This is a genomic window from Candidatus Rokuibacteriota bacterium (assembly GCA_016188005.1).
Classification (GTDB): domain Bacteria; phylum Methylomirabilota; class Methylomirabilia; order Rokubacteriales; family CSP1-6; genus UBA12499.
Genome location: JACPIQ010000109.1, coordinates 1 through 13,706, shown reverse-complemented (window position 1 = coordinate 13,706; position 13,706 = coordinate 1). Strand labels below are relative to the sequence as shown.

At 70.8% G+C, this 13,706-nt stretch carries 17 protein-coding genes; 16 read left to right on the top strand and 1 reads right to left on the bottom strand.

The window, feature by feature from the left end:
* Positions 1 to 8: 8 nt before the first annotated feature.
* Complete coding sequence (locus HYV93_21245) at positions 9 to 257, bottom strand: hypothetical protein (protein ID MBI2528496.1); 249 nt, start codon at positions 255 to 257, stop codon at positions 9 to 11.
* Between the two features lie 10 nt (positions 258 to 267).
* Here HYV93_21245 and HYV93_21240 point away from each other — a divergent pair, with 10 nt between their 5' ends.
* From HYV93_21240 to HYV93_21165, 16 genes are all read left to right on the top strand, one after another.
* A complete protein-coding gene (locus HYV93_21240) occupies positions 268 to 1,137 on the top strand; it encodes an alpha/beta fold hydrolase (GenBank protein MBI2528495.1) in 870 nt (289 codons plus the stop codon).
* Positions 1,138 to 1,348: 211 nt separating this feature from the next.
* Positions 1,349 to 1,552, top strand: coding sequence for a hypothetical protein (locus tag HYV93_21235; GenBank protein MBI2528494.1), 204 nt, complete (start codon positions 1,349 to 1,351; stop codon positions 1,550 to 1,552).
* A gap of 20 nt (positions 1,553 to 1,572) precedes the next feature.
* Positions 1,573 to 2,541 carry an amidohydrolase gene (locus HYV93_21230; protein MBI2528493.1) on the top strand — a complete coding sequence of 323 codons (969 nt, stop codon included), beginning with the start codon at positions 1,573 to 1,575 and terminating at the stop codon, positions 2,539 to 2,541.
* Positions 2,542 to 2,671: 130 nt separating this feature from the next.
* Positions 2,672 to 3,658: a D-glycerate dehydrogenase gene (locus HYV93_21225; protein ID MBI2528492.1), complete on the top strand. Its 987-nt coding sequence runs from the start codon at positions 2,672 to 2,674 to the stop codon at positions 3,656 to 3,658.
* 7 nt (positions 3,659 to 3,665) lie between these two features.
* A complete protein-coding gene (locus tag HYV93_21220) occupies positions 3,666 to 4,520 on the top strand; it encodes a branched-chain amino acid ABC transporter permease (protein ID MBI2528491.1) in 855 nt (284 codons plus the stop codon).
* Entirely contained in the window at positions 4,520 to 5,515 is a 996-nt protein-coding gene (locus HYV93_21215) for a branched-chain amino acid ABC transporter permease (GenBank protein ID MBI2528490.1), read from the top strand. Before HYV93_21220 ends, HYV93_21215 begins: the two co-directional genes overlap by 1 nt.
* Positions 5,512 to 6,261: an ABC transporter ATP-binding protein gene (locus tag HYV93_21210; GenBank protein ID MBI2528489.1), complete on the top strand. Its 750-nt coding sequence runs from the start codon at positions 5,512 to 5,514 to the stop codon at positions 6,259 to 6,261. The genes HYV93_21215 and HYV93_21210 overlap by 4 nt, the downstream gene beginning before the upstream one ends.
* Entirely contained in the window at positions 6,261 to 6,956 is a 696-nt protein-coding gene (locus tag HYV93_21205) for an ABC transporter ATP-binding protein (protein ID MBI2528488.1), read from the top strand. Before HYV93_21210 ends, HYV93_21205 begins: the two co-directional genes overlap by 1 nt.
* A gap of 50 nt (positions 6,957 to 7,006) precedes the next feature.
* Entirely contained in the window at positions 7,007 to 8,245 is a 1,239-nt protein-coding gene (locus tag HYV93_21200) for an ABC transporter substrate-binding protein (protein ID MBI2528487.1), read from the top strand.
* Between the two features lie 7 nt (positions 8,246 to 8,252).
* On the top strand, positions 8,253 to 9,167 hold the full coding sequence (locus HYV93_21195) for an NAD(P)-dependent oxidoreductase (protein ID MBI2528486.1): 915 nt from the start codon (positions 8,253 to 8,255) through the stop codon (positions 9,165 to 9,167).
* Positions 9,168 to 9,751: 584 nt separating this feature from the next.
* Complete coding sequence (locus tag HYV93_21190; protein ID MBI2528485.1) at positions 9,752 to 10,657, top strand: hypothetical protein; 906 nt, start codon at positions 9,752 to 9,754, stop codon at positions 10,655 to 10,657.
* Positions 10,658 to 10,870: 213 nt separating this feature from the next.
* Positions 10,871 to 11,098, top strand: coding sequence for an addiction module protein (locus HYV93_21185; protein ID MBI2528484.1), 228 nt, complete (start codon positions 10,871 to 10,873; stop codon positions 11,096 to 11,098).
* Positions 11,088 to 11,399: a type II toxin-antitoxin system RelE/ParE family toxin gene (locus HYV93_21180; protein ID MBI2528483.1), complete on the top strand. Its 312-nt coding sequence runs from the start codon at positions 11,088 to 11,090 to the stop codon at positions 11,397 to 11,399. Before HYV93_21185 ends, HYV93_21180 begins: the two co-directional genes overlap by 11 nt.
* 89 nt (positions 11,400 to 11,488) lie before the next feature.
* Positions 11,489 to 11,935, top strand: coding sequence for a hypothetical protein (locus HYV93_21175; GenBank protein MBI2528482.1), 447 nt, complete (start codon positions 11,489 to 11,491; stop codon positions 11,933 to 11,935).
* 306 nt (positions 11,936 to 12,241) lie between these two features.
* Entirely contained in the window at positions 12,242 to 12,457 is a 216-nt protein-coding gene (locus tag HYV93_21170) for a hypothetical protein (GenBank protein MBI2528481.1), read from the top strand.
* Positions 12,458 to 12,778: 321 nt separating this feature from the next.
* Positions 12,779 to 13,706 (top strand): DUF222 domain-containing protein (locus HYV93_21165; GenBank protein MBI2528480.1); only part of this gene is annotated, 928 nt, incomplete at its 3' end.

Sequence of the window (13,706 nt, the reverse complement as noted above, 5' to 3'; positions counted from 1 at the left end):
GCTCGCGCTCAGGCCAGCCGCTCGTACACGGGCTGCTCGACGTAGCCGATGGCGCAGTCCGGGCCATGGACGTGCTCGGCCAGCGCCACCGCCTCCTCCACGCTCGCCGCGACGTCGAACCCCAGATGCCGCGGCACGGCCGGGTCCTCCGGCGCCGCGACGATCACGCGCCCGACGTGGCGGAGGCGCCGGAGCGGGTAGACCGCCATGATGGCGTGCACGGGGTGGAAGGCGAAGCGTGGACCTCCGTGTGTCATGATGGCGCCTGTGAGGGCCTGGGCCTACGCGGCGGTGGTCGGCGCCTGCGCCGTCGGCGGCTTCGTCGTCCTGAGCCTGCTCGCCTTCTGGGTGGCGGTGCGCCCCCCCCGGATCGCCATCCCGCTCGGGCCCGAGGACTACCGGCTGGACCCCGAGACCGTCAGCATCGAGGCCGACGATGGCGTGCGGCTGGCAGGCTGGCTCCTCCCCCGCGCCGGCGCGCCGGCCGTGATCTTCCTGCACGGGTATCCCGCCGACAAGCGCGACATGCTGCCGCTGGCCGCCGCGCTGGCCCCGCGCTTCACCGTGCTGCTGATGGACCTCCGTCACTTCGGCCAGAGCGGCGGCGCCGTGACCACGCTGGGCCTGCGCGAGCGCCGGGACCTCGCCCGCGTGCTCGACGTCCTGGCTGCGCGCGGGTTCGCCCGGGTCGGTGTCTTCGGCTTCTCGCTGGGCGGCGCCGTGGCGCTCATGACGGCCGCCGACGACGACCGGATCGGCGCCGTTGTCGCCTACGCGTCCTTCGCCGACCTCGAGACGCTGGGCCGGGAGCTCTACTTCTGGCTCGGGCCCCTCAGGTACCCGCTCGTGAGGCTCATGATGCTCTGGGGCCGGCTCTTCCTCGGCGGCGACCTCACGCGGCCGTCGCCGCTGGACGCGGCGCGCCGGCTCGGGACTCCCGTCTTCCTGATCCACAGCCGGGGGGACGAGCAGATCCCCTTCGCCCACGCCGAGCGCCTCCGCGCGGCGCTCGGCACGAACGCGCGCGCCGAGTTCTACTTCCCCGGGCGCGGGCGCCACGGCGAGCTGCCCGCCGACTTCCTCCCCCGCGTCGCCGCCTTCTTCGACGCGCATCTCCGCCGCCCGCCGCCACGGTAGCCGCAGCCCCGTGCCCGTGTCAATCGCGCCGGCAGACCCTTTCCGATTGACACGCTCTCGTCGCCGGTGATAGGAAGGCGGTGCTCGCGCGGGAAAGCGTTCCTGGCGGGTACGTCCGGAAGACGCTCCGGACCGAGAAGTACTGCCTGGGGCTCAAGGTCTTCGAGAGCTACCAGGCCCTGCAGATATCATCAGGGCGGCGGGGTACGCGGTGGACAACGAGGAACTCGAGACAGGGCTCCGGTGCATCGCCGCCCCGCTCCGGGATCACACCGGCGCGGCGGTGGCCTCCACGGGTGTGGCGTGCCCGGCGGTGCGGCTCTCCGAGGAGCGGCTGGGCTCGCTGGTGCCGCTCGTGAGAGGGGCAGCCCGGGGCGCCAGCATGGCCCTGGGCTTCAGGGGGAGCCGAGCGTGACACGCACTGCCACCGTGGACATCCACGCGCATTTCGTCCCCGAGGGGTATCTGAGACTCATCGAGACGGACGGCGAGCCTCACGGAGTGCGCCTCCGCCCCGGCCCCGACGGCCCCACCATCATGGTAGGCCAGGTCCCCTTCGGCCCGATCTCGCGCCGCTACCATGACCTCGCGCTGCGCCTCGAGGCGATGGACAGACAGGGGGTGACGGTGCACGCGCTGTCGCTCATGCCGCCAATGGTGTACTGGGCGGACGAGGCGCTCGGTACGCGGCTCGCGCGGCTCGTGAACGATGCGATGGCGCAGGCCGCGCGCGCCCATCCCGGCCGGCTGGTCGGCCTGGCCACGCTGCCGATGCAGGCGCCCGCGGCCGCCGCGGCCGAGGCCGAGCGCGCGGTGCGGGAACTGGGTTGCCGCGGCGTCTACCTCGGCACCAATGTGCGCGGTCGGGACCTGGACGATCCGGCCTTTCTCCCCGTCTTCGAGGCGATCGCGGCGCTGGGTGTCCCGATCTTCCTGCACCCCATCAACGTGATCGGCGGCGAGCGGCTCGGCCCGTACTATCTCCACAACCTCCTCGGCAACCCCTTCGACACCGCCGTGGCTGCGGCGCGGCTGGTCTACGGCGGGGTCCTCGACCGGTTCCCGGCGCTGCGCGTCTGCTTGCCCCATGCCGGCGGCGCCTTCCCGTGCCTCCTGGGCCGCCTTGACCGCGGATATGCGGTCCGCCCCGAGTGTCGACATCTGCCGCGGGCGCCCTCGGCGTACCTCCCGCACTTCTTCTTCGATACCATCTCGCATGCCCCGGAGGCGTTACGCTACCTCATCAGCGTTGCCGGCGCCGATCGCGTGATGCTCGGCAGCGACTACTGCTTCGACATGGGCTACGAGGATCCCGTGGCCGCCCTGGAGACGGTCCGGCCGCTGAGCCGGAGCGACCGCGAGCGCATCCTCGGCGGCAACGCCCTCGCCCTCCTCGGCCTCTGATGGGGTCAGGTCTTGCATTCCAACACGCAGCCCCCGAGCCCACCGCCGGTGCGCTCCCAGCGGCACACGATCACCACGGCCGCGACCATTGTCCGAATGAAGGGCCGCATCCCTGCCGGCGGATGTCGGAATGCAAGACCTGACCCCTGGCATATTCGTGACCCAGCCGATCCCCGACGGCGCGCTCGCACGCCTGCGCGCGCTGGGCCGGGTGGAGATCAACCCCGATCCCCTCCACATGGTCACGAAGCCGGAGCTCTCGGCGGCGCTCCAGCGCAACCAGTACCTGGTCTGCCTCCTCCACGACCGCGTCGACGCCGAGATCATCGGCCAGAGCGCGCGGCTGAGGGCCATCGCCTCCATGGCCATCACGCCGGCCGGCGTCGACGTGGCCGCCGCCACAGCCCGGCGCATCCCGGTCACGACGATCCCGCCGCTCGTCACCGAGGCCACCGCCGACCTGCACTGGGCGCTGCTGCTGGCCGTGGCCCGGCGTGTGGTGGAAGCGGACCAGGGCCTGCGCGCGGGGCTCTTCCCCGGGTCGCAGTCGCTCTACTACGTGGGCGGCGAGGTGCACGGCAAGACGCTCGGCATCGTCGGGCTGGGGCGCATCGGCGAGGCCGTGGTGCGCCGCGCGCACGGCTTCGGCATGCGCGTCCTCTACACCAAGCGGCAGCGGCTCGCGCCGCAGCGGGAAGCCGCCCTGGGCGCGGAGTTCCGCTCCCTGGACGCGCTGCTCGCGGAGTCGGACTTCGTGTCCATTCACGTCGCGCTGGCGCCCGAGACCGTCCACCTGATCGGCGCCCCCGAGCTCGCGCGGATGCGCCCCTCGGCCTACCTCGTGAACACCGCCCGCGGCCCCATCGTGGACGAGGCGGCGCTGGTGGCCGCCCTCGAGCGGAAGCAGATCGCGGGCGCGGCGCTCGACGTCTTCGAGCACGAGCCGCGCGTGGAGCCGGGGCTCGTGGCGCTGCCCAACGTCGTGCTCACGCCGCACCTCGGCAGCGCGGCCCGCGACACCCGCGAGTGCATCGCCGGCATCGTCGCCGACAACGTGGCGGCGGTCATCGAGGGCCGCCGGCCCCCGAACCTCCACAACCCGGAGATCTACGGCTGAGCCCCTGATGGAGTTCTGGGTCATCCAGTCGTTCAATGGCCTCTCCTACGGCGCGCTGCTCTTCCTCCTGGCCAGCGGGCTGTCGCTGATCTTCGGCGTCATGCGGATCGTCAACCTGGCCCATGGTTCCTACTTCCTCCTCGGCGGCTACGTGGGGCTCAGCACCGTGTGGCGCACCGGCAGCTTTCCCCTGGCGCTGCTCGCCGGTGGGCTGGCCATCGCGCTGGTGGGCGTGGCCATGGAGCGGCTCTTCCTGCAGCGGCTGCACGGGCAGGTGCTGGGCCAGGTGCTCATGACCATGGGGTTCGCCCTCATCTTCCAGGACCTGGCACTCCTCATCTGGGGAGGTGACCCGTACTCCCTCCCCGCGCCGGCCTGGCTCGTGGGCTCGCTGCGCGCCGGCGCGCTGGTCTTTCCCATCTACCGCCTCTTCGTGATCGCCGTGGCCGTGGCCATCGCGGTGGCGCTCTGGCTCTTCCTCGAGCGGACGCGCGCCGGTGCCATCATCCGCGCCGCCGTGGACGACGAGGAGATGGCCCGCGGCGTCGGCATCAACGTGGCCGGGGTCTCCATGGGGGTGTTCGGCCTGGGTGCCTTCCTCGCCGCCCTCGGCGGGGTGGTGGGCGGCGCGTTCATCGGCGTCTACCCCGGCTCGGACTTCGAGATCCTGCCCTATGCCTTCGTCGTGGTGATCGTGGGCGGGCTCGGCAGCCTCCAGGGCGCAATCGTCGGCAGCCTCCTCGTGGGGCTCCTCGACAACTTCGGCAAGGCCCTCTTCCCCGAGCTGTCGTACTTCACGCTCTTCGCCCCCATGGCCGTGATCCTCGCCCTCAAGCCCACGGGCCTCTTCGGCCGCGCGTGATGGCGGGCCCGTCGCGGCGGGGCGGCCGGGGGGCGGTGGGGCTCGCGGCGGCCGCGGTGCTCCTGGCCGCGGCGCCTCCATTCCTCTCCGCCTATGCGCTGACGCTGCTCACCCAGGCGCTCATCTACGCCATCTTCGCCATGAGCCTCGACATCCTGCTCGGCTACACGGGCTTGCCGTCGCTGGGGCACGCCGCGTACTTCGGGACGGCCGCCTACACGGTGGCCCTCCTGGCCACGGAGTACCGGGCGGGGTTCTGGACCTGCCTCGTGGCGGCGCTGGCGGCGGCCGCGGTCGCCGGCGCTCTCTTCGCGCCGCTGGCCATTCGCGCCACCGGCACCTATTTCCTCATGATCACGCTGGCCCTCGGCATGGTGGTCTGGGGGCTGGCCTTCCGCTGGGTGTCGGTGACCAAGGGAGACAACGGCATCTCGGGGCTCGAGCGGCCCACGCTGGGCCCCTGGTCCTTCGCCGGCGACGCGGCCTTCTACTACCTGACCCTCGCCTTCTTCGCCGGAGCGGCGGCCTGCCTCGTCCTCGTCGTCCGCTCGCCCTTCGGCATGAGCCTCATGGGGATCCGCGAGAGCGAGGCGCGGATGCGGAGCCTCGGCTACAACGTGTGGCTCCACAAGTACCTGGCCTTCGTCCTGGCAGCGGCCTTCGGAGGGCTGGCCGGCGTCCTCTGGGCCTACTACAACGGCTTCGTGAGTCCCGTGGAGGTGCAGCTCGTCACCTCCGTCGAGGCGCTCCTGATGGTCGCCCTCGGCGGGTCGGGGACGCTGGTGGGGCCGGCGCTCGGCGCCGGGCTCATCGTCTTCCTCAAGAACTTCGTCAGCCTCTACACCAAGCGGTGGCTGCTCATCCTGGGCGGCGTCTATATCTGCGTGATCCTCTTCGCCCCCGGCGGCATCATCGGCGCGCTCCGCGGGTGGGGGGCGCTCCGCGGCTGGGCGGCGCTGCGGCGCTGGCGGCCGCCGGGCGCGCGCGCGACATGAGCCAGGCAGAGGCCCTTGCCCTGTCGGCCCTCACGAAGGTCTTCGGCGGGCTCGAGGCCGTCGGCGGCGTGGACCTCTCGGTTCGCCCGGGGGAGCGGCGCGCCATCATCGGTCCCAACGGCGCGGGGAAGACCACGCTCTTCAACCTCATCAGCGGGGATCTGACGCCCTCCGGCGGGCGCATCACGCTCTTCGGCCGGGACGTCACGCGCCTGCCGGCGTTCCGGCGGGCGGCCCTGGGCCTGGCCCGCACCTTCCAGATCACGGCGCTCTTCCCGCGCCTGAGCGTGCTGGAGAACATGCTGCTGGCGGCCCAGGCCCTCGAGCCGACGAAGCTCGTCTTCCACCGGCCGCTCCGCTCCTACCGGCGCCTGCATGCGCGTGCCCGCGCCGTCCTCGACTCCGTGGGCCTGGCCGGCAAGGAGGCGGAGACGGTCAGGAATCTCTCCCACGGCGAGCAGCGGCAGCTCGAGGTGGCTCTCGCGCTGGCGGGCCGGCCGCGGCTCCTGCTCCTCGACGAGCCCACGGCGGGGCTGTCGCCGGCCGAGTCGCAGATGATGAGCGCGCTGCTCCGGGGCCTCGATCCCGCCATGACCATCCTCATCATCGAGCACGACATGGACGTGGCCTTCGGGCTGGCCGACCGGGTGATGGTGCTGCACAATGGGCGGGTCGTGGCCGACGGGACCCGCGAGGCCGTGAGAGCCGATCCCCTGGTGGCCCAGATCTACCTGGGGACCGACTGATGCTCGAGGTCCAGGACATCCACACCTATTACGCGGACAGCCACATCCTCCAGGGTGTCTCGCTCGGCGTGGCCCGGGGCCAGGTCGTGGCCCTCCTCGGACGCAATGGCATGGGCAAGACCACGCTGATCCGCTCCGTCATCGGCTTCACGCCGCCCCGCTCGGGGCGCGTGAGGTTCGCCGGCGCCGAGGTCACGCGGCTCGGCTCGGACCGGATCGTGGCCATGGGCATGGCGCTGGTGCCCCAGGGCCGGCGGATCTTCCCGTCGCTGACCGTGCTCGAGAATCTGACCGTGGCGGCCCGGGCCCGCGCGGGCGGGGGCTGGACCGTCGAGCGGGTGTTCGGTCTCTTCCCGCGGCTGGCCGAGCGGCTGTCCCACCGCGGGAACAAGCTCTCCGGCGGCGAGCAGCAGATGCTCGCCATCGGCCGGGCCCTCATGACCAACCCGACGCTCTTGCTGATGGACGAGCCCACCGAGGGGCTGGCGCCGCTCCTCGTGCGCGAGGTGGGCCGGGCCCTGACCGAGCTCAAGGCGCAGGGGCTCTCCATCCTCCTGGTCGAGCAGAGCCTCCCGTTCGCCGTCAAGATCGCCGACCACGTCCACGTGCTGAGCCGGGGCCGCATCGTCCACTCGGGGACGCCCGCGGCGCTCTGGGCCGACGAGGAGGTCAAGTCCCGCTACCTGGGGCTGTAGTTCACCGGCGCCGCGCGTCCTGGCGGGACGCGGCGCGAAAGGAGACCGACATGCGAAGGATGCTGGGAATCGCCGCACTGCTCGTGGCCGGTGTGCTGCTGCTGGCGCCCGCGGCGAGCTGGGCCCAGAAGGGGCCCATCAAGGTGGGGCTGCTCGTCCCGCAGACCGGGCCCCTCGCCGCCAACGGCAAGGACATGATCAACGGCCTCGAGCTCTTCTTCGAGGAGCAGAAGTACCGGCTGGCAGGACGCGAGATCAAGCTCATCATCGAGGACGACGAGGGGAAGCCCGCCACCGGGCTGACCAAGGCGCGCTCGCTCGTCGAGGGGCAGGGCGTGCATCTCGTCACCGGGCCGCTCAGCGCCGCGGTGGGCTACGCCGTGGCGCCCTACATCGACGGGAAGAAAGTGCCGGCGATCTACCCCATCGTGTCCGGCGAGGACATCACCCAGCGCAAGCGCAGTCCCTATATCGTGCGGGTGGGGTGGTCCAGCGCCCAGCCCTCCCATCCCTTCGGCAAGTGGGTGTACGACAACCTCAAGTACAAGAAGATCGCGATGATCGGCTACGACTTCGCCTTCGGCTGGGAGGTGGCGGCGGGCTTCCACAGGAGCTTCGAGGAGGCGGGCGGGCAGGTGGTGCAGAAGCTCTGGCCGCCGCTCGGCACGGCCGACTTCGGGCCCTACCTGGCCCAGCTCAAGCGGGACGTGGACGCGGTCTACGCGGTGTTCTCGGGCGCCGACGCCCTCCGCTTCGCCAAGCAGTACGCCGAGGCGGGGCTCAAGCAGCGGCTGCCCCTGATCGGCGGCGGCACCTTCACCGACGAGCATGTGCTGCGCAGCATGGGCGACGAGGCCCTCGGCATCGTCACCGCGCTCCACTACTCGGCCGCGCTGGCCACGCCCGGCAACCGGAAGTTCGCCCAGGCCTACGAGGCCAAGTACAAGCAGATCCCGTCCTATTACTCCGAGGGCACCTATGTCGCCGGCGTGGCGCTCAAGGCCGCGCTCGGGGCCACGGGCGGCGACATCGAGAGCGTGGACAAGTTCCTGGCGGCGCTCCGGCGCGTGGACCTCTCGGACGCGCCCCGCGGCCCCATGCGCTTCGACGACTACGGTAATCCCATCCAGAACATCTACGTCCGCAAGGTCGAGAAGGTCGGCGGGCGGCTCCAGAACACGGTGATCCACACCTTCCCGAAGGTGTCGCAGTTCTGGACCTACAAGGCGGAGGAGTACCTGAAGAACCCCGTCTACTCCCGCGACTACCCGCCGTGCAAGTCCTGCTGATCGGCTGATGGCGACCGTCGGCCTGGTCGGCCTCGGTCTCCTCGGCCACGCCGTGGCCTCCCGCCTGCGGGCGGGGGGCCACGCGGTGGTCGGCTACGACGTCGTCCCCGAGCGCGTGGAGGCGCTCGCCGCGCTCGGCGGGCGGGGGGCGGGCTCGGTCGCCGAGGTCGCGCGGGCCTCGGAGGCAGTGTGCACGCTGCTGCCCTCGCTCAGCACCGTGGAGGAGGCGATCCTCGGCCCGGCGGGGATCCTCTCCTCGGCGCCCTCCGGGCAGACGGTGATCCAGATGAGCACGATCTCGCCCGCGCTCACCGAGCGCCTGGCCCGCGAGACGGCCGGCCGGGGTCTCTCGTTTCTCGACGCGCCGATCAGCGGCACCAGCGCCATGGTGGAGCGCGGCGAGGGCCTCTGCCTCCTGGGCGGGGAGCGCGCGGTATTCGACCGCTGGCGGCCGGTGCTCGAGACGGTCTTGCGCAGCGTGTACGTGGGCGCCGCCGGCCAGGCCATGGTGGTGAAGCTCGCCGCCAACCTGCTGGTGGCCGTCAACACCCTGGCCGCTGCCGAGGCGTTGCTCATGATGGAGCGCGCGGGCCTCGCCCCCGACGTGGTGTTCGAGATCCTGACGGGTGGCGCCGCCTCCTCCCGCATGCTCGAGGTGCGTGGCCCGCTCATCATCCGGCGCGACTTCCCGGCCCAGATGAAGCTCGAGCTGTTCATGAAGGACCTGCACCTCATCCAGGACGCGGCGGCCGCGGTGGGCGCGCCGGTGCCGCTGACGGACGTGGCCGAGCGCCTCTACGCGGCGGCCAGCGCCGGCGGCCACGGCGCCGAGGACCTGTCGGTGGTGGTGCGGGCGCTCGAGGCCCTGACGCGCGGCACGCCAGGGGAGGGGACCGCGCGGGGCCCTGCAGTCGATCCGTAGCGCCCGCGCCATCGGCGACCGCGTAAGCGTCACATTCGAGCGGCGCGCAGCGTCATCTCCGTATCGAGTCGGGCCCGTCCTTGCACCCGCCGCGACGAGGACTTATAGTGTCCACATCGTGGCGGAGCGGGCCAGCGTCCTGATCGCAGACAGCATCCGGACGGTCGACCGGATTTTCGGCCCATGGCCTGCCTGACTGTCGGCCGGCGCTGCGCCCCTTCGGGCCCGACTCGACGGTTCCGCAGAGCAACGACGCCCTCCGGGCGACGGGCTGCCGCAACGTGCCGCCGTTCCACGCCGATCCTCCTCTCAGGCTGCAACTCCCTCGGGCCTCTATACTGCAGCGCGCGCTGCGTCACCGTTTCTCGCTGGTTCCACCGAACTCACGATGGCGCGGACGCTTCGCGCCGCGCCATCGGGGGCGGCGGATTGACATCCGCATGCCGGGCGTCGCTTCGCGCCGCCCATCATGCGGCTGGAGCGGACGGGCGGCCCCGCGAGCAAGCTCGCGGTTCCTCCCGCCGCTCATCCGCCGCCCCCGTTGGACGGACAGTAGAGGCGATCGAGACTGAGTGACTATGAGGATGGAGACCCCGGACTTCAGCACGTTGGCCCGGCTCGAAGAGGCCGCCCTCGGTGCGAAACTCGAGGCTGTTCGGGCAACCATTAGCCACAGAGGCGAGAAAGGGCGCGCGCTGGCGCAGGCCGTGATTCTGTTGTTGCGGGAGTTCCTTCCGGCTGAGTATGGCCTGTCGACTGGGTTCATCGCCCATCACGCTGATGGAACTGTCAAGCTGTCGCCCCAGCTCGACATCATCATCTATGATGCCGTGCGGAGCGGCCCCTTGGCACGCCTGACCGCCTGCGACGTGTTTCCTCTCGAGGCTGTTCACGGGTACGTCGAGGTCAAGGCGAGTCTCCGCAGTTCGTCCGACTCGGCCGAAGCTCCGTCCGATGATTCGATCGAGCATTGCCTGGAGCAGAATCGGGAGCTTCGCCGCATGGTCGACCGTCGGTATCACGCCCAAGTCCCTGGTACCGTGGTCGGGTCAGTCCGGCAGCAGAGAACATGGGTCCCCATCCGCGGTTTCGTCGTCGCTTTTGCGCCAGCGGGTACGGTTGCCAGCGATGCCGACGCGTTCGCGCAGAGGATGGCGGATGTGTCCCGCCGCCTTGGCCCGCCGACTCATCTACATGGTGTGTTCGTTGCCCGCCATGGCTATTTCAGGACACGGCCGGTGAATCCGACCACTGCACAGCCAGAAGACATGCGGCATGTGCACTACGTGCAGGAACATGGGTTGGCCGTGTTCAAGACGGATCTGCTCCATGGGTTGGCGCGGTTTCCGCGATATCCGAGCGACTGGAGTCCGGCGGTCGACGAGTACTTTGCCGAGCCAGCGTGGAACTCGCGTGCTCCCGCCAACGTACTTGTAGCCGCCCAACAACAGGCTGGAGCGGACCGGCTCGACACCGGCCGCTCAGCCTGAACGATGGCGCGGACGCTTCCCGCCGCGCCATCGGGGGCGGCGGATTGACATCCGCCTGGCGGGCGTCGCTTCGCGCCGCCCATCATGCGGCTGGAGCGGACGGGCGGCCCCACGAGCAAGCTCGCGGTTCCCCCCGCTGGTCATCCGCCGCCCCCGTTAGCGGTACATCGAAAGGGCTTGCGGACACAGACCCCTGAGGGAGACACTGCCGGTATGCGAGACGTAGAGTTCGACTTCAGCAAGCTGTCGGTCGCCGAGCGCATCCAACTGGCCGAGGACCTCTGGGAGAGCATCCCCGAATCCGCCGACATTTCCCTCACCGATGCTCAGAAGGCGGAGCTGGATCGGCGGCTGGAAGATCTCGAGCAGCATCCCGATGCCGGAGAACCCTGGGAGGTGGTCCGGGCCCGTCTGTACGGGCGCCTGAAACGTGGCGAGTGACGCGCCACGCTTCATCGTCCGGCCAGCAGCCGAAGCCGACATCGAGCAGGCGGCGCTGTGGTATGAGCTACGCGCCATCGGCCTGGGGGCGGAGTTTCTTCGGGCGGTGGATGTGTGTTTCGAGCAGATTCGGCGCAGTCCCGAAAGCTTCCAGCAGATCTACAAGAGCGCTCGGCGGGCGCGCATCCGGCGCTTCCCGTACGTCGCATACTTCGTCTCGACCACTACGGGTACCCACGTCGTGGCGTGCATACACGCGAAGAGAGATCCGCGGATCTGGCAGCGACGTGTTGACCGCTAGCTTCCGGTTGCAGCCGAGCACCGCTCGCTCCGCTCGCTGGGGCGGCTGAACCGCCGCGTCAGACTCAGGGGACACGAAGCGACGAGGCGATGAGACGAACACGAACGGTGCCGGAGCTCGATCTCAGGACGTGGCCGATCGAACCGATCCTACGCCAGGCCATGAGCCTTGATGTGGGCCGCGCCGGCGACGCGTGGAACCTCCTCGGGACGATGGCCAGGGAGCGAGAGGAGGCGGGCGTCTTCCTCCTCGGGCTCATGCAGGTTCATCGAGGCGACTTGACGCGTATGACCGTCCTGGTGCGCGCCGTCTCGTTCTTTCCATCGGAGGCAGCGGCTGGTGCGCTGAAGGCCGAGTTCTGTCGCGTCCGATCGTCGCCAGCGACTCGGACGTACCTGAACGAGGTGCTACGAGCGCTCGTGGGGCTTCCCGCGCCCCTCGCGCGCGATGCCCTCAACGCCCTGGCTGATGACAAGAAGCTGAGCGTGAAGTGGCGGCGGCGCTTCGAGGAAGCGGCATGGCGGCTCGACGGCTGACGCCTGGAGAACATAGGGCGATGCGCCCCAGCCACGAGAGCATCGTTGAACGCCTCGCTGCAGAGGCAATTCGTCGCGGGGTGGACCTCCTGGACGTCGAGTGCAAAGACGGCTACGAAGACGTCGTCGCCGGGAAGGGCGGCGTGAGGCTCGGCGTCGCCGGGCTCCGAAGTTCCAGGGATCGCAGCGGCGGCCCGATCCACGTCGTCCGGGGATCCCGAGAGGGCAGACGTCGGCGGCAGTGGTGGTCACTGCCTATCGGCCTGATCCGGCTCGCTGGGCCGACGATTTCCTTCGGAGGAGGCGATGAACAGGAGACGCCATACCACGTTGGTCCGCGAGGGCCCGTACGCGGCAGAGGTGGATGTGGAGTTGATCGAAGCGGGCGACGGTTGGTCGCCGTATCTCTCGCTGGATGACGCGCGCAAGCTCGATGCCGTTCGTGAGGCCCTGCGGAGTGGAGACATTCAAGCGGCAGCCCGCCACGCGCGCGTGTTCAGCCTCACGCCCGTTCCGCGGTGAGTGACCCGGCGAACAACCGGCTGCAGCCGACGGCCGTAAGCGGGCGCGGCTGGAGCGGACGGGCGGCCCCGCGAGCACGCTCACGGTTCCTCCCGCCGCTTATCCGTCGCCCCCGATGGCGCGGCATCAGCAACCAGAGCGCGTGGGGCGGGACGCCGTCTGCACTTTTGGCTTGACAGCCTCGCCCGCGAGGCATGGCCGCGGATCGGCTGCGCTCGGCGGATGCCGGCCCAGCGGGCCGCAAAGGCCCGGTGATGGGCGGCCGGGAGCGAATGTACCGAAAATCGTCGCTGGTCCCGGAATCGCCCTGGAGGCTCCCGGGTGGCTCCGAAATCGGGGTGTAGAGTCGTCCCAAGAAAAGGGAGGCTCACCAGGGAGATCCACTCGCCCGACATTCCTGCCACGCTCGAGCCCGTCGCGGAGCTGGACCAGCTGGGCGACGAGATCGCCGAGTTGTCGGCGCATCTCGAGGCCGCCACCGCCCGGCTGCTCGATCTGATCCGCGACTTCGACGCCCGGGGCGGCTGGAACAGCGGGTTCCGCCTCTGCGCCGCCTGGCTGATCTGGCGCGTCGGGCTCGATCTCGGGGCGGCCCGGGAGAGGGTGCGGGTGGCGCGCGCCCTGGGGACGCTGCCGCTGCTGGCCCAGGCCCTCGCCCGCGGGGAGCTGTCGTACGCCAAGGTCCGGGCCCTGGCCCGCGTGGCCACGCCGGAGACCGAAGCGCGGCTGCTGGGGGTGGGGCGGGCCGGCCCGGCCGCGCATGTCGAGCAGATCGTGTGGGGCTGGCGGCGGGTGGATCGGCAGGCCGAGGCGCGGGAGACCGCGCGGCAGCACGCGAGCCGGGCGCTTCACGTCCACCAGGACGAGGACGGCATGGTGGTGCTGCGCGGGCGGCTCACGCCCGAGGTGGGGACCCTGTTCCTGCGGGCGCTGGACGCGGCCCGTGAGGCGCTGTACCAGCGGACTCGAGGTGTGGAGGCGGCCACCCGCCTGGCTGACCCGATCGAGGATCGCCCGACCACGGCCCAGCAGCAGGCAGACGCGCTGGCCCTGCTCGCGGAGACGGCCCTCCACCAGGGGCTCGATCCCGGCGCCCCGGGAGAGCGGTACCAGGTGGTGGTCCATGTCGATGCATCGGCGCTGGCGGACCCGGATCAGCCCGGCCAATCCGTCCGCGAGGACGGGGCGCACGTTTCCTATGAAACTGGGTCTGCGTCAGGCCGCCTCCTTCGCGAGCAGGACCTGGTAG

Bases quoted from the DNA above. Each gene is read 5' to 3' on its own strand.
- HYV93_21245 (MBI2528496.1), bottom strand. From the start codon at position 257: ATGACACACGGAGGTCCACGCTTCGCCTTCCACCCCGTGCACGCCATC.
- HYV93_21225 (MBI2528492.1), top strand. From the start codon at position 2,672: ATGCAAGACCTGACCCCTGGCATATTCGTGACCCAGCCGATCCCCGAC.
- HYV93_21220 (MBI2528491.1), top strand. From the start codon at position 3,666: ATGGAGTTCTGGGTCATCCAGTCGTTCAATGGCCTCTCCTACGGCGCG.
- HYV93_21215 (MBI2528490.1), top strand. From the start codon at position 4,520: ATGGCGGGCCCGTCGCGGCGGGGCGGCCGGGGGGCGGTGGGGCTCGCG.
- HYV93_21210 (MBI2528489.1), top strand. From the start codon at position 5,512: ATGAGCCAGGCAGAGGCCCTTGCCCTGTCGGCCCTCACGAAGGTCTTC.
- HYV93_21205 (MBI2528488.1), top strand. From the start codon at position 6,261: ATGCTCGAGGTCCAGGACATCCACACCTATTACGCGGACAGCCACATC.
- HYV93_21200 (MBI2528487.1), top strand. From the start codon at position 7,007: ATGCGAAGGATGCTGGGAATCGCCGCACTGCTCGTGGCCGGTGTGCTG.
- HYV93_21195 (MBI2528486.1), top strand. From the start codon at position 8,253: ATGGCGACCGTCGGCCTGGTCGGCCTCGGTCTCCTCGGCCACGCCGTG.
- HYV93_21190 (MBI2528485.1), top strand. From the start codon at position 9,752: ATGGAGACCCCGGACTTCAGCACGTTGGCCCGGCTCGAAGAGGCCGCC.
- HYV93_21185 (MBI2528484.1), top strand. From the start codon at position 10,871: ATGCGAGACGTAGAGTTCGACTTCAGCAAGCTGTCGGTCGCCGAGCGC.
- HYV93_21175 (MBI2528482.1), top strand. From the start codon at position 11,489: ATGAGACGAACACGAACGGTGCCGGAGCTCGATCTCAGGACGTGGCCG.
- HYV93_21170 (MBI2528481.1), top strand. From the start codon at position 12,242: ATGAACAGGAGACGCCATACCACGTTGGTCCGCGAGGGCCCGTACGCG.